Source organism: Neobacillus sp. PS3-12 (assembly GCF_030915385.1).
Classification (GTDB): domain Bacteria; phylum Bacillota; class Bacilli; order Bacillales; family Cytobacillaceae; genus JAEVLT01.
On record NZ_CP133268.1, the window covers coordinates 4,206,362 to 4,223,714 of the forward strand.

Genomic DNA, 17,353 nt, shown 5'->3' on the forward strand with positions numbered 1-17,353 from the left:
AGATAAGCGTAGATACGAAAAATTAAACTTAGAGGATTTGTTGTTCTTTTTAAGGAAGGATAAAGGAGGTGCCAAAGAATGAACAGCAATGAAATTTATGTTAGTCTTGACATCGGTACGTCCAGTGTAAAGGTCATCATTGGAGAAATGGTCAATGATACTCTCAATATTATTGGCGTTGGTAATGTCAAGTCACAGGGATTAAGAAAAGGATCTATTGTTGATATAGATGAAACCGTTCATTCAATAAAAAAAGCAATTGAACAGGCTGAAAGAATGATTGGTATGGAAATCAGGCAGGTTATTGTTGGAATACCTGGTATTCATGTTTCCCTTCAGCCTTGTCATGGTGTGGTAGCTGTTTCAAGCCAAAATCGGGAAATAACGAATGAGGATGTTGTCCGTGTAATCGATGCAGCACAAGTAGTCTCGATCCCGCCAGAACGAGAAATTATTGGGGTTGTGGCAAAACAATATATTGTTGATGGACTTGATGAAATCAATGATCCTCGTGGAATGATCGGTGTCCGCCTGGAAATGGAAGGCACCATTGTAACCAGTTCTAAAACCATATTGCATAATACACTCCGTTGTGTTGAACGTGCTGGCTTGGAGATTTTGGATATTGCTCTTCAACCGCTTGCAGTGGGTTCTTTTGCGTTATCAAAGGATGAGCAGAATTTAGGTGTAACACTACTTGACTTAGGCGGCGGTTCCACAACAATCGCTTATTTTGAGCAGGGCCAGCTTAAGGCTGCAAGCGTTATTCCAGTAGGTGGAGACCACATTACAAAGGATATTTCAATTGGTCTTAGGACCTCTACAGAGGATGCTGAAAAAATTAAAATAAAGCATGGACATGCTTTTTATGATGATGCATCAGAAGAAGAAATATTCAGTGTTCCAATTATTGGAAGTGATCAACATCAACAATTTAACCAGCTTGAGATTTCTGATGTTATTGAAGCAAGAATGGAAGAAATTTTTGAACTAGTTTTTCAAGAAATGAAACGAATAGGTATACGGGATTTACCAGGGGGATATGTTTTAACTGGTGGGGTGGCCAATATGCAAGGGGTGCTTGAACTTGCAGAAGAGATCCTGCAGGCTAGAGTGCGTATAGCGGCTCCCGATTATATTGGTGTTCGAGAACCACAATATACAACGGCAGTTGGATTGATTAAATATGCCTATAAGAATGCTAGATTACCAGGAGGGCACTCCTTGGAACCATCACCTGTTACTGTTGCGGAAACGGTAGAAAAGCGGATTCCTAAACAACAGCAGCAACAACCTAAAGTAAAGCCAGAAAAACATCCGGAAGAAAAAATGTCATCGAAAGTGAAAAAATTCCTTAGTACCTTTTTCGAATAATCAAAAAGTGTAAAGGGCTATCGATGAATTAGGAGGATTTGTCATGTTAGAGTTTGATACAAATTTAGATTCTCTTGCTACCATAAAAGTCATCGGGGTTGGCGGTGGTGGAAATAATGCGGTGAACCGAATGATCGAGCACGGCGTTCAAGGTGTTGAGTTTATCGCTGTCAATACAGATGCTCAAGCATTAAACCTATCTAAAGCAGAAGTAAAGATGCAAATAGGTGCCAAATTGACCAGAGGTCTTGGAGCTGGAGCAAATCCTGAGGTTGGGAAAAAAGCAGCAGAAGAGAGTAAAGAACAAATTGAAGCTGCCTTAAGCGGTGCTGATATGGTATTTGTTACTGCAGGAATGGGAGGCGGAACAGGAACAGGAGCAGCCCCTGTTATCGCTCAAATTGCCCGAGATCTTGGGGCATTAACCGTTGGAGTTGTTACAAGACCATTTACTTTTGAAGGAAAAAAACGTGCTAATCAAGCTTCTGGCGGAATTGGAGCCATGAAAGAAGCAGTTGATACTTTAATTGTCATTCCAAATGACCGACTGTTAGAAATTGTGGATAAAAGTACACCAATGCTTGAAGCTTTCCGTGAAGCGGATAATGTTCTTCGTCAAGGGGTTCAGGGTATTTCTGACTTAATTGCTACCCCTGGTCTTATTAACCTTGACTTTGCTGACGTAAAAACGATTATGTCAAGCAAGGGTTCTGCATTAATGGGTATAGGAGTGGCCGCAGGTGAGAATCGTGCAGTAGAAGCAGCTAAAAAAGCTGTCAGCTCACCATTATTGGAAACTTCAATCGATGGTGCTCAAGGGATCTTAATGAATATTACAGGCGGAATGAATTTAAGCCTATATGAAGTTCAGGAAGCTGCTGATATTGTGGCTTCGGCTTCAGACCAAGAAGTAAATATGATTTTTGGTTCAGTTATCAATGAAAACCTTAAGGACGAAATTATTGTAACTGTTATTGCTACTGGTTTTAGAGAGGATGTAGCACAACCTAAAATCACAAGGCCTTCATTCGGACAACCTAAATCCAATATTGGTGTAGTAAAAAGAGAACCGAAACGAGAAGAACCGCAGCAAGAACCACAACCACAGCGGACATCTTCTTCATCACAGGAAGATGCATTGGATATTCCAACCTTCCTGCGCAATCGTAACCGCAGAAGATAAATATGATCGTAAAAAAGGCATAGCCCATCAGGAGCTATGCCTTTTTATTTGTTAGCTGTGTTAAAGGAAATTGGTGATTTTTTAAACCTGTTGATTGGAACGGAAGGCACTTGACTCCTGCGGGAGTACGGGGCAGGGGAGACCCCACAGGCGCTTTAAGCGCCGAGGAGTCTCCCGGGCACGCCCGCGGGAAGCATGTGCCTGGAGTGGAAATCAACAGCCAAATTTAACACAGCCAATTGTTTATAGAACAAAATATATCAGACAAAATCCGCATAAATTTCTGATTTTTTGTTAACAGAAACTGACAGTATTAGCATGAAAGATACGATATACTTTTCCCTAAACAGAAAATAAAAATGATAGAAAGGTCGATGACAAAAAGCAATTTGGGGGTTACTGCGGGGGATTAAACATGACTGTTTATTTGGATGTTATTTGGTTGTTAAACTTTTTATTTGATAGCCTGCTCCTTTATTTAACAGCCTTATTTCTAAAGCGTAAGATTCGCATTTGGAGGCTGGCAGCCGGTGGTTTCATCGGATCTATGATCATCATCCTTGCGTTCACACCAATCAGCAGTATGACGAACCATCCAATCAGCAAATTCATTTGTTCAATCCTCATGATTCTTACAGTATTCGGCTACAAAAGATGGAGTTACTTCTTCAAAGGATTGATGACACTGTATTTAGCTACTTTTTTACTTGGAGGTGCACTAATTGGAGCACACTATTTTATTCAATATGATTCCAGATTAACAACAAGTGTAATCCTTTCAAGTGCTCAAGGTTTTGGTGATCCAATCAGCTGGCTTTTTGTGTTACTTGGCTTTCCGATTGCATGGCATTTCTCTAAAACCAATATAGAGAGTTTGGAAATGGTAAAAATCCAATATGATCAAATTGTTGACGTTAGCGTTTCAATTAATGGAGATGTTCTAATTTTTAAAGGGTTAGTTGATAGTGGTAATCAGCTTTATGATCCATTGTCGAAAATGCCTGTGATGTTTGTTTCGATAAAACAGCAATTTGAACAGGTCTCTGAGCCGATAAAGATGCTAGCAAATGATGGAGAGGCAGTGATTATGGGCAGCTTAGAAATCCCGACAGAATGGCAAAACAGGCTAAGAGTCGTTCCGTATAGTGTGGTTGGACAAGAGAGACAGCTGATTGCAGCGATTAAACCTGATCAGATCGTAATCAGCAAGGACAATGACCAATACATGTGTGAAAAAGGACTCGTGTCATTTACGATGCAGCAGCTTTCCGCTGACAACGCTTTTGAATGTATTGTACATCCTAAAATGCTGACGGGGTCACGGGGCAGCAAGGATTCAGAGAAGGTAAGCTAATATTACTATACTCAGGAAATACGCAATTTAGAAGGAGGAACATTCATGAAAAAGTGGCGGCTTCACCTATCATATCTTTGGTACAAAATTCTTATTAAGCTTGGAATTAAAACCGATGAAGTCTATTATATTGGCGGAAGTGAAGCATTGCCGCCTCCTTTAAGTAAAGATGAGGAGGAACTATTATTAAAAAAATTGCCTAGCGGAGATAAGGCTGCTCGCTCAATCTTAATTGAAAGAAATTTAAGATTAGTCGTTTATATTGCGAGAAAGTTTGAAAATACAGGGATAAACATTGAAGATTTAATCAGTATTGGAACCATCGGTCTTATCAAAGCGGTAAATACCTTTAACCCTGAAAAGAAAATTAAGCTTGCTACATATGCATCAAGATGTATTGAAAATGAAATTCTAATGTATTTGCGCAGGAATAATAAGATAAGATCAGAAGTATCTTTTGACGAACCATTAAACATTGATTGGGATGGGAATGAACTTTTACTATCCGATGTTCTTGGAACAGATGAGGATATTATAACGAAGGATCTTGAGGCAAATGTTGATCGAAAGCTGCTGACAAAAGCATTACATCAACTCTCTGACCGTGAAAAACAAATAATGGAATTGCGTTTTGGCCTCGCAAATGGCGAAGAAAAGACACAGAAGGATGTTGCCGACATGCTTGGTATCTCGCAATCATATATTTCGAGACTGGAAAAAAGAATCATAAAAAGACTCCGTAAAGAATTTAATAAAATGGTTTAATCAAAAAATATTTTTAAAAGTAAAATGGCATAAACTAGGGAATTTTACTATATTTCTATAATTTTTAGCTGTCTTAGGGCTTAGGACAAGTGCATATTTTTCCTTCTCAAGGAGATACTGTTTTTTGTACAGCAACTCCTGTGAGGAGGGAAAAAGGGTTTGACTCGAAATAAAGTTGAAATTTGCGGTGTCGATACATCAAAACTTCCTGTTTTAAAGAACGAAGAAATGAGATTACTCTTCAAGCAAATGCAAGCGGGCGAGATTAGTGCCCGTGAAAAACTGGTCAACGGAAACCTGAGACTTGTTTTAAGTGTCATCCAACGATTTAATAATCGGGGCGAGTTTGTTGATGACCTGTTCCAGGTTGGCTGTATTGGACTTATGAAATCCATTGATAATTTTGATCTAGGTCAGAATGTAAAGTTTTCTACCTACGCAGTACCAATGATTATTGGGGAGATTAGACGCTACTTGAGGGATAATAATCCGATCCGTGTTTCCCGTTCACTCCGCGATATTGCCTATAAGGCATTACAGGTTAGGGAACGGTTAATGAGTGAAACCTCCCGCGAGCCAACGGCTGAAGAAATTGCTAAGGTTTTGGATGTCCCGCATGAGGAAATCGTTTTTGCCCTTGACGCTATTCAAGATCCTGTTTCTTTATTTGAGCCTATCTATAACGATGGGGGAGACCCGATCTATGTGATGGATCAATTAAGTGATGAAAGAAATAAAGACACACATTGGATTGAAGAATTAGCGTTAAAAGAGGGAATGAGAAGGTTAAATGACCGAGAAAAGCTAATCCTCAGGAAACGTTTCTTTCAAGGAAAGACACAAATGGAAGTCGCTGATGAAATTGGAATCTCGCAAGCACAAGTTTCAAGGCTTGAAAAAGCAGCTATTAGACAAATGAATAAGAATATACAAAGTTAATGACTAAAGCTGTCCAAAAGGGCAGCTTTTTCAGATTGTCGAGAAAGGGCATTTCCCTCGGCAATTTTTTATTTTGTTATCGATTTAAAATACCAAATTGATTGATGGTTCCTGCAAATGGGCCTATTGATTTCCGCTTCGGGCACTCGCTTTCCGCAGGGAGGCACGCCTGCGGAAAGCGAAGTGCCTGGAGCGCCAATCAACAGACATGTTCAATGCGGTGATTTATTGGAAGCTTTATTTTTTTCTAAAGGTTTTATTAAAGCTGAAGAATCATATATTTTCTATAGTACACTTTTCGGGGAGGTCACTTAATGGTTAGAATATCTGAATTTCAAATAAAAGATGTTGTGAATATTTCCGATGGAAAAAAACTAGGTAATATTGGAGATATTGATATTAACTTAACAACTGGAAAAATTGAGGCAATTGTTATTGGAAAAAGCGGAAGGATGCTAGGGCTTTTTAGCAAGGATGAAGATATCGTTATACCGTGGCGCAATATCTTAAAAATTGGAGAAGATGTTATTTTGGTAAGATATTCAACAGCTGATAATACAACTTCAGACCTTGTGAATGATTAACGTATTGTTGGTGACAATAACCATTTCTTTAGCGAATTATGGTAGACTATAGAAAAACATAGAGAGGTACTTTCATGGAACCATTTGTTTTACAGCAAGAATCCCTTTTTCTTATCAAAAATTGGACGGACCAATATAAGAATTTAGTCGCAGGAATGACGACTAAAAATGAAGGCTACAGTAAAGAAGCCTTTAATAGTTTGAATCTTGGTTTTCACGTTGGGGATGTGCTCATAGATGTTTGTACAAACCGTCAAAAAGTGGCAGAAGACGTTGGTTTTCCGTTGGAGCATTGGGTGGGTGCCGAACAAATCCATGAAAAGCAAATTCAGAAAGTAACCAGGGCTGACAGGGGAAGAGGTTCTAATCTTTATGACACCTCTTTTAAGGGAACAGACGGTTTTTACACGGATGAAAAAGGGATATTATTAACATTATGCTATGCTGATTGTGTTCCGCTCTTTTTTATAGCCCCTGAATGGGGAATGATCGGTGCTGCACATGCGGGCTGGAAAGGCACTGTTAAGCAAATTGCAGCAGAAATGGTCGAGCTTTGGGGGATGGAGGGAATTCGTCCCCAACAAATATTTGTCACAATAGGCCCATCAATATGTAAAAAATGTTATATTGTAGATAAACGTGTTATCGATTTAGTTCAAAATATACTAGTAGATGTCGAAGAAAAACCATATAATTTAGTAAAAGAAAATGAATATTGTTTAGATTTACGTGAAGTGAATCGGCTTGTGCTGCAAAAAGCGGGAGTGCCCAATGAAAACATCTCCTCAACTGGATACTGTACCAGCTGCGACCAAGATAAATTTTTCTCACATCGCCGCGACCATGGCCGAACAGGAAGAATGTTAAGTTTCATTGGTTGGAAGGAGGATTCTTGTTTTTGATGAAAGTTGCTGTAAAACTTGAAGTGATAAAACAACAAATAAATGAAGCCTGTCAAAAGGCAAACAGAAATCCAGAGGAAGTAAGACTCATTGCTGTCACTAAATATGTAAGTGTTGAAAGAGCTATGGAAGCCCTTGAAGCAGGTGTTACAAACCTTGGAGAGAATCGTGATGAAGGACTCTTAGCAAAATGGGAAATCTTACAGGACAAGCCTGTGTGGCATTTTATCGGCTCATTGCAAACCAGAAAGGTTAAAAATATTATTAACATAGTAGATTATATCCATTCTCTGGACCGTTTGTCCCTTGCTGAAGAGATTAGTAAACGGGCTGGTAAACCGATAAAATGTTTGATTCAAGTAAATGTTTCTGGTGAAGAGTCCAAGCATGGAATGGAAGCGGATGAAGTGCTTACTTTTGTTAAACAGCTAAGCGGGTTAGAAAATATTCAAATCGAAGGCTTAATGACAATGGCTCCGTTAACAAGTGATGAAGGTGTTCTTCGCAGATGTTTTCGGCAGCTAAAAGAGTTAAGAGATGAAGTGCAGGCGCTTCATTTAGCTTATGCACCATGTAAAGAACTTTCAATGGGAATGTCGAATGATTTTTCGATTGCAGTTGAAGAGGGGGCAACGATGATTAGAATTGGTACAGCCCTTGTCGGTGATGAGAATTAGGAGGTGTCAAAATGGGGATTAAATCAAAATTTAAATCATTTTTCTTTTTAGAAGATGAATATGATGAACCAGAAGAAGAATATCAAGAGGAACTGGAACCTATGATCAAACATCAAAAACAACAACAACCTGTTAAACAGGCTGTAAAACCGCAAGCCCAAAATGTAGTCAGCTTGCAGAGTGTCCAAAAAGCATCGAAGGTTATTTTAGTAGAACCGCGTGTGTATTCCGAAGCGCAGGAAATTTCAGACCATTTAAAGAATCGCCGAGCTGTGATTGTGAACTTGCAGCGCATTGAGCATGATCAAGCAAAACGAATTGTTGATTTTTTAAGCGGGACGGTTTATGCCATTGGGGGAGATATCCAAAAAATAGGCCCAAGTATTTTCCTCTGCACACCTGATAATGTTGAAATTTCTGGGAATATTTCGGACTTAATTCAGGAGCATGATCTTCAAGATACGAGGTGGTAAATTAGAATGAATATCGTTTTTAACTTGTTAGTAGATGTCATTAATGTGTATTACTATGCATTAATTATTTATATCTTAATGTCATGGTTCCCTAATGCGAGAACTTCAAAAGTTGGTCAATTTTTTGCGAGAATTTGCGAACCATACCTTGAACCATTTCGAAAAATCATTCCTCCTCTGGGGATGATCGATATTTCCCCAATTGTGGCAATTTTCGTGTTGAAATTTGCTGTAAGCGGACTTGCACAACTTTTTAATTGGATTGCATAACTTTTTAAAATGAATACAGAGATGAGATTTTATCTCTGTGTTCTGCTATTTTTACGGGGAGTTTTTTAGGTCATGAATATATACCAACACTTCCGTCCCGAAGAAAAGGAATACATCGACCAGGTGTTAAATTGGCAGGACATGGTCGAAAGAACCTTCACACCTAAACTTACGGATTTCCTTGATCCAAGAGAACAGCACATTATGAAAATGTTGATTGGCGAACACTCTGATGTGAAATGTGAATTTTTTGGAGGAGACAAGAACGCAGAAAGAAAAAGAGCCATTATTATGCCTGATTATGAAAACGTAACAAAAGATGATTTTCAAATCAGTTTATTTGAAATTGACTATCCTTCAAAATTTATCACAATTGAGCATCCTCAAGTGTTGGGTACATTAATGTCAGTCGGTTTAAAACGCGGAAAGTTCGGTGATATCCTTCTGAAAGACAAAAGAATCCAATTTTTTGTCTGCGAGGATGTGGGTAGTTATATTGTTGGACAAGTACAGTCCATTGGGAGAGCATCTGTCTCCTTAGTGGAGCTGGATCTTGAAAGTGCAATAGATTCCGGAGAACTATGGGAAGAAGATACAATTACCATCTCGTCGCTGAGATTGGATACGGCTTTATCGGGTATTCATCATTTGTCCCGCCAAAAATCCCAAGTATTGATTGGATCAGGCCTTGTGAAAGTAAACTGGATAATAACGGAAAGTCCTTCATTTGAGTGTCAAATGGGTGATCTTATCTCTGCCAGGGGATTTGGCCGTGTGAAAATCTTGTTAATAGATGGGAAAACAAAAAAGGATAAATGGCGGATCACGATTGGAAAACAAAAATAAATTTTTTGCAGTTGAAGGAAAAAAATGAAATTTGTCGAATGAATGTATATACATAAATTTTTAGACAAAGGATTATGGAGGTGGCATCATGCCATTAACGCCGTTAGATATACACAATAAAGAATTTAATAAGGGCTTTAGAGGATACGATGAAGATGAAGTAAATGAGTTTCTTGACCAAGTAATTAAGGACTATGAATTAGTTCTGCGCGAGAAAAAGGAACTTGAAGAACAACTCTCAGATATGAAAGACCGTTTAGGTCATTTTTCAAGTATAGAAGAAACATTAAATAAATCAATTATTATTGCGCAAGAAGCCGGAGAAGAAGTAAAGCGAAATGCACAAAAAGAAGCAAAACTTATTATTAAAGAAGCCGAAAAAAATTCAGACCGAATTGTAAATGAATCTCTTTCTAAAGCAAGAAAAATTGCGCTGGAAATTGAGGAATTGAAAAAACAGTCAAAAGTATTTAGAACTCGTTTCAAAATGTTGGTTGAGGCTCAGCTTGATCTGTTAAATAATGATGATTGGGATCATTTGCTGGAATATGAATTGGATTCCACTGAATTAAAAGCATCTGAAGCAGAAGATTCATTAGCTTGACGTTTTTGTTTGTTTCGCATATAATTTTTTAAACAGTAAAATAGAATGGGCATTGACGTTGAAGGGGACAGTACAATTTTTCAAATAACTTTTTAACAGCGAATCGGGAATGGTGGGAGCCCGAAAAAAGGTGAAAAATTGGAAAATCACCCTGGAGTTCCAAACTGAAATCAATTGAGAGTAAGTTGCGGCGAGTTATTCACGTTACGAATGGTCATAAGAGGATGGCAGAAAGACTGCCGTCTATCAGGGTGGTACCGCGGGAATAAACCTTCTCGTCCCTATATTGGGATGAGAAGGTTTTTTTATTTGATTTTTAGTCTATTCTGTTGACAAGAGTGAAATACAGGAGGAAGAATAAATGGAGTATAAAGATACGTTATTAATGCCGAAAACCGATTTTCCGATGCGTGGTAATCTTCCACAAAGAGAACCGGAAATTCAAACGAAATGGGAAGAAATGAATATCTATCAAAAAGTACAGGAGCGGACAAAGGGACGTCCAATGTTTGTTTTACATGATGGACCTCCGTATGCGAATGGCGATATTCATATGGGTCATGCTTTAAATAAAATTTTAAAGGACTTTATCGTTCGCTTTAAATCAATGAGCGGCTTTCATGCTCCATATGTACCGGGCTGGGATACACATGGTCTTCCAATTGAGCAAGCCTTAACAAATAAAGGGGTAAAACGCAAAGAAATGACTGTTGCTGAATTCCGAAAGCTTTGTGAGGAATATGCACTGGTGCAAGTTGATAATCAACGTACACAATTTAAGCGTCTTGGTGTCCGAGGTGACTGGGAAAATCCATATATTACTCTTAAACCAGCTTATGAGGCTCAACAAATTAAGGTTTTTGGAGAGATGGCGAAAAAAGGCTATATCTATAAAGGGAAAAAGCCTGTTTATTGGTCACCATCCAGTGAGTCAGCACTTGCTGAAGCAGAAATTGAATATCAAGATAAACGTTCTGCATCTATTTATGTTGGCTTTAAAGTAAAAGATGGCAAGGGTGTTCTTGATACTGATACTGAAATCGTAATTTGGACGACAACTCCATGGACGATTCCGGCAAACCTTGGAATCTCCGTTCATCCGGATTTAACCTATGTCGTTGTGAAGGTAAATGATCAAAAGTATTTAGTGGCTGAAGCTCTATTAGAATCTACAGCGAACGAAATTGGCTGGGAAAATCCAGAAGTCGTTCAAAAAGTAAAAGGATCAAGCCTTGATAGGATCATTGCATTACATCCATTATATGGACGTGATTCACTTGTTATGCTTGGCGAGCATGTAACAACAGATGCCGGAACAGGCTGTGTTCATACTGCTCCAGGACATGGAGAAGACGACTTTTACGTTGGTCAAAAATATGGTTTGGAAGTTCTATGTCCTGTTGATGATAAAGGCTGCATGACAGAAGAAGCGCCTGGTTTTGAAGGCTTATTTTATGATAAGGCCAATAAACCAATTACCGAGGCATTAGAAAAAGCGGGTGCGTTATTAAAGCTTTCGTTTTTTACTCACTCCTACCCACATGACTGGAGAACGAAAAAACCTGTTATCTTTAGAGCAACTGCACAGTGGTTTGCTTCGATTAAAGACTTCCGTGAGCAACTTCTTGATGCTGTTAAAGAAACAAAATGGGTACCTGCATGGGGTGAAACCCGATTATTTAATATGGTTCGTGATCGGGGAGATTGGTGTATCTCCCGTCAGCGTGCATGGGGTGTGCCTATTCCAGTTTTTTATGCTGAAAATGGTGAAGCCATTATTAACGATGAAACCATTAATCATGTTTCATCATTGTTCCGTGAACACGGTTCAAATGTTTGGTTTGAACGTGAGGCAAAGGATCTTCTTCCTGAAGGCTTTACGCATCCTGGAAGTCCAAATGGAATCTTTACAAAAGAAACAGATATCATGGATGTTTGGTTTGATTCAGGTTCTTCGCATCAAGCTGTTTTGGAAGAAAGAGAAGATCTGCAGCGTCCAGCAGACCTTTATCTGGAAGGCTCAGACCAATACCGCGGCTGGTTTAACTCTTCCTTATCAACGGCTGTTGCTGTTACTGGGAATGCACCATATAAAGGTGTGCTAAGCCATGGCTTTGCTCTTGACGGTGAAGGCCGTAAGATGAGTAAATCACTGGGGAACACGGTAGTTCCTGCGAAAGTAATGAACCAGCTTGGTGCCGATATTCTGCGACTCTGGGTTGCATCAGTGGATTATCAGGCAGATGTGCGCGTTTCTGACGCTATTCTTAAACAGGTTGCAGAAGTCTATCGGAAGATTCGTAACACGTTCCGCTTTTTGCTGGGGAACTTAGCAGACTTTTCACCTGAAAAAGATGCAATTGAATATGATCGCTTACGAGAAGTTGATCAGTTTATGCTTGTAAAATTAAATAAATTAATCAAAAATGTTCGGAATGCCTATGAAAATTATGAGTATGCAGTCATCTATCATGAAGTAAATAATTTCTGTACCCTTGACCTGAGTGCCTTTTATTTAGACTTTGCCAAAGATGTTCTCTATATTGAGGCAAAAGATAACCATGAGCGCCGTTCCATTCAAACGGTTCTATATGAGTCACTATTGGCTCTAACTAAATTAACAGCACCAATTCTTGCTCATACGGCAGATGAGGTTTGGAAATTTATCCCTGCTGTTGAAGAAGACAGTGTTCAATTAACCGATATGCCAGAAGTTCAGGCACTAAAAAATGCGGAACAGCTTGAGGAGAAATGGAATGCATTTTTACGACTTCGTGATGATGTCTTAAAGGCACTTGAAGAAGCTCGGAACGAAAAAGTTATTGGTAAATCGTTAAATGCAAAAGTAACGTTATATGTAAGTGAAAAAACAGGAAAACTTCTTGATAGGATTCAAGAAAGTGTAAGACAGCTGTTTATAGTTTCTGATTTTGAAGTGGCCGGAACTTATGAAGATGCACCGGAAAATGCCTTGAAACTTGAAACTGCAGCAATTGTTATTTCAAAAGCAGAAGGCGAAACTTGTGAAAGATGCTGGACCATTACACCTGAAGTTGGTAAGGAGCCAGAACATCCAACACTTTGCCATCGCTGTGCCGAGGTCGTAAAACAGAACTATTCAAATCTTGCTTAATTCCAAAAAGCTTCCATGGGATTTATCCCAATGGGAGCTTTTTTTTGAAAAAAAATCCTTCCTGACTAATTGTTGCAGTCATTGTCAAATGTTTAAACGTGTCTGTTAAGGCTGAACGGAAATAATAAAATAACAATACATCTTGCGGAGGTAGACAACATGGATGCACTGCACGAAATGCTGTACGATGAACTCCGTCAAACTGAACAAGAAGTTTTACAATCACTGCAAAATAAAGATGCGAATCATCGATTAAAATCAATTTTGGAAGAAGAACTCGAAGATATTCAGTCAGCCATTAGAAAAGTAAAAAATGGAAATTATGGATTGTGTGAATTCTCTGGAGATTTAATTCCCGAGGAACTTTTAAAATCTGTCCCTACATTAAAGTCTGTTCATGATTTGGGGAATTTTAAGAGCTTTTATCGAAAACCGCTTTATTTTTAATGTACCATTTTCGTTATGGCCTTGAGTATGCTAAAATGCTAAGGAAGTATCCGAGAAGATGTGGAGGTTTTCTTAGTGTTTTATTACCTAATTGCAATATTGATTATTCTATTGGATCAGTTTACAAAATGGCTTATTGTCAGCAAAATGACCTTTGGTGACAGTATTCCAATCATCAATAATGTTCTTTACATTACCTCGCACCGTAACAGAGGAGCCGCATGGGGGATATTGCAGGGGCAAATGTGGCTTTTTTATGCGATAACACTAGTTGTCATTATTGCAATCATCTATTATATTCAAAAAGCAGCAAAAGGCAAGTGGCTCTTAGGAATCTCACTTGGTCTAATGCTGGGAGGAGCAATCGGTAATTTCCTCGACCGCGTTATCAGAAAAGAAGTTGTTGATTTTATTCACACTTATATTCTTGGCTATAATTTTCCGGTATTTAATATTGCGGATTCATCTCTTTGTATCGGTGTAGTGCTATTAATGATTGTGATGCTTCGGGACGAGAGAGAAACAAAGGAGAAATCTTATGGAGAAAATGGAACACATCATTCTTGAGGAACAAAAAGGAGACAGAATTGATAAAGCTGTTTCCATGCTTGATTCAGAATGGTCAAGAACACAGGTTCAGCAATGGATTAAAGAGGGGCATGTTCTCGTTAATGGAAGCCCCGTTAAGAGTAATTATAAATGTTCAATCAATGATAAGATTGAAATCTTCATACCTAGACCTGGAAGTGCTGGATGTTCTTCCAGAGGAAATGGACTTGGATATTTATTATGAGGACAAAGATGTCCTGGTTGTAAATAAACCGCGCGGGATGGTGGTTCATCCTGCACCAGGTCATTTAACAGGTACACTTGTAAATGGTTTAATGGCCCATTGCAAAGATTTATCAGGTATTAATGGTGTCTTAAGACCTGGAATTGTTCATCGAATTGATAAAGACACCTCTGGACTGTTAATGGTGGCAAAAAATGATATGGCGCATGAAAGCCTTGTGAATCAGCTTGTTGAAAAAACGGTCACAAGAAAATATAAAGCGATTGTTCATGGTGTGATTCCACACGATTTTGGAACAATCGATGCTCCGCTGGGAAGAGACCCAAAGGACCGCCAGAGTATGACGGTAGTAGATGATGGGAAGCATGCTGTCACCCATTTCCACGTCTTGGAACGATTTAATGCTTTTACGTTAGTTGAATGTCAATTGGAAACAGGACGCACACACCAAATACGTGTTCATATGAAGTACATTGGCTACCCGCTTGCAGGAGACCCAAAATATGGTCCGAAAAAAACGCTTGAAATTGACGGACAGGCATTGCATGCGGGAGTACTTGGGTTTACCCATCCAAGAAGCGGGGAGTATTTAGAATTTGAAGCACCACTGCCTGAAGATTTTAAACAGCTTCTCGATCAACTTCGAAAATAATGATTGACACAATAAACAATGTAAAGTAAGATAACAATAGTTAAATAAGCCTTTAAAATCAGTCCCGTGAGGCTGAGAAGGAAACGGATTATAATAGAGCGAGCTATGCTTCTATTTTGCTTTAATCATGTACCTCTCACCGCTCGGAATGGTGAGGGGTTTTTTTATGAAAAGGAGCAGGTGTAGACCATGACAGCTAAAGCACTTGTATTAGATGAGCAGGCGATTCGCAGGGCATTAACGAGGATATCCCACCAAATCATCGAAAAAAATAAAGGGATTGAAAATTGTGTTCTTGTGGGAATTCGCACACGAGGAATTTACTTAGCTAGACGTTTAGCTGAAAGGATAATGGAGATTGAAGGAAACCCAATTGCTGTTGGCGAACTTGATATCACTCTTTATCGTGATGATTTAACAAAGAAAACAGTGGATCAAGAGCCTTTAGTAAAAGGATCAGATATTCCTGTAGGGATAACCGATAAGATTATTATCCTTGTGGACGATGTTCTATATACAGGCAGAACGGTTAGAGCGGGAATGGATGCTCTTATGGATATTGGACGCCCTTCATCGATACAGCTTGCCGTGCTAGTTGATCGCGGACATCGCGAACTGCCAATTCGAGCGGATTATGTTGGAAAAAACATTCCAACTTCAGGCTCAGAAAAAATTGTTGTTGAGTTAGTTGAACTTGATAAAATTGATCAAGTAAGTATACATGACAGATAAATAACCCTTTTAATTGCAGTCCTGTGAGGCTGTCAAAGGGGAATGTTCCCAAAGCTTTTTCTTGGCGGATTCTACCTCTTTGTACATCAGCACACAAAGGGGTTTTTTATTGAAAAAAGGTTATTCTAAAAAGAACAAGCTTAAAAAAGCCCACAATGTAATCAAAATAGAGCTCGTGGGAACGTTATAGGAGGAGAACAAAATGAGTACCAAACCAATTCTTGAGGTTAATGAAATACCAAAACCTGGACAATGGATAACATTGAGCTTACAGCACTTATTTGCCATGTTCGGTTCAACTATACTTGTACCATATCTGGTAGGATTAAGCCCAGCACTGGCCTTAATTTCAAGCGGAATAGGAACGTTAGCATTTATTATCCTGACAAAATGGAAAGTTCCTGCCTATCTTGGCTCTTCCTTTGCATATATTGCACCAATTATTGCCTTAAAAGCACAAGGCGGTGCAGGAAAAGCAATGATTGCGACATTTGTTGTGGGTGTAGTTTACTGGCTGGTTTCGCTTATTATTAAAAAAGCAGGATATGAGTGGTTAATGAGATTGCTTCCACCTGTCGTTGTTGGTCCAGTTATTATTGTAATCGGTTTGGCATTATCGGGTACAGCAGTAGGTATGGCAATGGATAACCCTGCTGGTAAATATAGTCTTCTCTACTTTTCAGCAGCACTTGTAACCTTGGTTGCAACAATTATTTTCTCGGTTTGTTTCAAAGGAATGCTAAGTATCATTCCGATTCTTGCCGGAATTATTATCGGGTATATTTATTCAGTATTTATTGGAATCGTCAATTTTAAACCTGTAATCGAAGCTCATTGGTTTGAAATGCCAAAATTTCTCTTCCCGTTTGTGAGCTATAAAGTGAATTTTTCATGGGATATCGTCCTGATGATTGTCCCTGTTGCAGTGGTTACCTTATCAGAGCACATCGGTCACCAGCTTGTTCTTAGTAAAGTAGTTGGCCAAAACTATATAAAAGATCCGGGCCTTCATCGTTCCATTTGCGGTGATGGAACAGCAAGTATTATCTCAGCTTTAATCGGCGGTCCGCCAAAAACTACTTATGGTGAAAATATTGGTGTCATTGCTATCACTCGTGTATATAGCGTGTACGTCATTGCCGGTGCAGCAGTTGCCGCAATTATCTTTGGATTTATCGGTAAAATTACAGCATTGATTCATTCAATTCCAACACCTGTAATGGGAGGGGTATCCATCCTGTTATTCGGAATTATCGCATCATCAGGATTAAGAATGCTTGTCGACAGTAAAATTGATTTTGGAAATAACCGAAACCTTGCGATTTCATCTGTCATCTTAGTCATTGGTATTGGTGGGGCCTTTATTAAAATATCTGATCAATTTCAAATTCAAGGGATGGCACTAGCAGCCATTATCGGAATCATTTTAAATCTTGTCCTGCCTGGGAAACCGGATGTATCAGCAGATGATATGTTTGAAACTGAAACAGAAACTGAAAAAAAAACGATTAAAAAATTAGCATAGAACGAACCTTTTAAATACGTCCATGAGAGACATATAAGGGTGCAAAATGATATTTAGTTATAATTGTGTAAGGAGTGTTAAAGAACAACACCGGGACACA

General features: G+C 38.9%; 17 protein-coding genes, 1 pseudogene and 1 other annotated feature. All 18 genes and pseudogenes read left to right on the forward strand.

Annotated elements, in window-relative coordinates; translation table 11 throughout:
- The first annotated feature begins 78 nt into the window (after positions 1-78).
- The 18 genes and pseudogenes from ftsA (at position 79) to RCG17_RS21360 (ending at position 17,253) form a co-directional block, all read left to right on the forward strand.
- Positions 79-1,374 (forward strand): cell division protein FtsA, encoded by a 1,296-nt coding sequence (gene ftsA, locus RCG17_RS21275; RefSeq protein ID WP_308172066.1) that lies wholly within the window; start codon positions 79-81, stop codon positions 1,372-1,374.
- A 43-nt stretch (positions 1,375-1,417) separates the two neighbouring features.
- A complete protein-coding gene (ftsZ, locus tag RCG17_RS21280) occupies positions 1,418-2,557 on the forward strand; it encodes a cell division protein FtsZ (RefSeq protein ID WP_308172067.1) in 1,140 nt (379 codons plus the stop codon).
- A gap of 415 nt (positions 2,558-2,972) precedes the next feature.
- Positions 2,973-3,911, forward strand: a complete 939-nt coding sequence (gene spoIIGA / locus RCG17_RS21285; protein WP_308172068.1) for a sigma-E processing peptidase SpoIIGA — start codon at positions 2,973-2,975, stop codon at positions 3,909-3,911.
- 45 nt (positions 3,912-3,956) lie between these two features.
- Positions 3,957-4,676 carry an RNA polymerase sporulation sigma factor SigE gene (sigE, locus tag RCG17_RS21290; RefSeq protein ID WP_308172069.1) on the forward strand — a complete coding sequence of 240 codons (720 nt, stop codon included), beginning with the start codon at positions 3,957-3,959 and terminating at the stop codon, positions 4,674-4,676.
- 159 nt (positions 4,677-4,835) lie between these two features.
- Positions 4,836-5,615 carry an RNA polymerase sporulation sigma factor SigG gene (sigG, locus tag RCG17_RS21295; protein WP_308172070.1) on the forward strand — a complete coding sequence of 260 codons (780 nt, stop codon included), beginning with the start codon at positions 4,836-4,838 and terminating at the stop codon, positions 5,613-5,615.
- Between the two features lie 314 nt (positions 5,616-5,929).
- Positions 5,930-6,199 (forward strand): YlmC/YmxH family sporulation protein, encoded by a 270-nt coding sequence (locus RCG17_RS21300; protein ID WP_308172071.1) that lies wholly within the window; start codon positions 5,930-5,932, stop codon positions 6,197-6,199.
- Positions 6,200-6,273: 74 nt separating this feature from the next.
- The gene (pgeF, locus tag RCG17_RS21305; RefSeq protein ID WP_308172072.1) at positions 6,274-7,101 is read left to right on the forward strand and encodes a peptidoglycan editing factor PgeF; all 828 of its coding nucleotides are present in this window, start codon (positions 6,274-6,276) and stop codon (positions 7,099-7,101) included.
- Entirely contained in the window at positions 7,101-7,778 is a 678-nt protein-coding gene (locus tag RCG17_RS21310) for a YggS family pyridoxal phosphate-dependent enzyme (protein WP_308172073.1), read from the forward strand. Before pgeF ends, RCG17_RS21310 begins: the two co-directional genes overlap by 1 nt.
- An 11-nt stretch (positions 7,779-7,789) precedes the next feature.
- Positions 7,790-8,251: a cell division protein SepF gene (locus tag RCG17_RS21315; RefSeq protein ID WP_308172074.1), complete on the forward strand. Its 462-nt coding sequence runs from the start codon at positions 7,790-7,792 to the stop codon at positions 8,249-8,251.
- Between the two features lie 6 nt (positions 8,252-8,257).
- Positions 8,258-8,521, forward strand: coding sequence for a YggT family protein (locus tag RCG17_RS21320; RefSeq protein ID WP_308172075.1), 264 nt, complete (start codon positions 8,258-8,260; stop codon positions 8,519-8,521).
- A 72-nt stretch (positions 8,522-8,593) separates the two neighbouring features.
- On the forward strand, positions 8,594-9,367 hold the full coding sequence (locus tag RCG17_RS21325) for a YlmH family RNA-binding protein (RefSeq protein WP_308172076.1): 774 nt from the start codon (positions 8,594-8,596) through the stop codon (positions 9,365-9,367).
- A gap of 88 nt (positions 9,368-9,455) precedes the next feature.
- Positions 9,456-9,971 (forward strand): DivIVA domain-containing protein, encoded by a 516-nt coding sequence (locus RCG17_RS21330; protein ID WP_308172077.1) that lies wholly within the window; start codon positions 9,456-9,458, stop codon positions 9,969-9,971.
- A gap of 49 nt (positions 9,972-10,020) precedes the next feature.
- Positions 10,021-10,257 (forward strand) — a binding site (T-box leader).
- 75 nt (positions 10,258-10,332) lie between these two features.
- Positions 10,333-13,104 carry an isoleucine--tRNA ligase gene (gene ileS / locus RCG17_RS21335; protein ID WP_308172078.1) on the forward strand — a complete coding sequence of 924 codons (2,772 nt, stop codon included), beginning with the start codon at positions 10,333-10,335 and terminating at the stop codon, positions 13,102-13,104.
- Positions 13,105-13,263: 159 nt separating this feature from the next.
- Positions 13,264-13,551 (forward strand): hypothetical protein, encoded by a 288-nt coding sequence (locus RCG17_RS21340; RefSeq protein ID WP_308172079.1) that lies wholly within the window; start codon positions 13,264-13,266, stop codon positions 13,549-13,551.
- A 75-nt stretch (positions 13,552-13,626) separates the two neighbouring features.
- The gene (gene lspA, locus RCG17_RS21345; protein WP_308172080.1) at positions 13,627-14,118 is read left to right on the forward strand and encodes a signal peptidase II; all 492 of its coding nucleotides are present in this window, start codon (positions 13,627-13,629) and stop codon (positions 14,116-14,118) included.
- A pseudogene (locus RCG17_RS21350) lies at positions 14,090-14,996 on the forward strand (RluA family pseudouridine synthase). Before lspA ends, RCG17_RS21350 begins: the two are co-directional and overlap by 29 nt.
- Before the next feature lie 189 nt (positions 14,997-15,185).
- Complete coding sequence (pyrR, locus tag RCG17_RS21355; protein ID WP_308172081.1) at positions 15,186-15,728, forward strand: bifunctional pyr operon transcriptional regulator/uracil phosphoribosyltransferase PyrR; 543 nt, start codon at positions 15,186-15,188, stop codon at positions 15,726-15,728.
- A 202-nt stretch (positions 15,729-15,930) separates the two neighbouring features.
- Entirely contained in the window at positions 15,931-17,253 is a 1,323-nt protein-coding gene (locus tag RCG17_RS21360) for a solute carrier family 23 protein (RefSeq protein ID WP_308172082.1), read from the forward strand.
- The last annotated feature ends 100 nt before the right edge of the window (positions 17,254-17,353 follow it).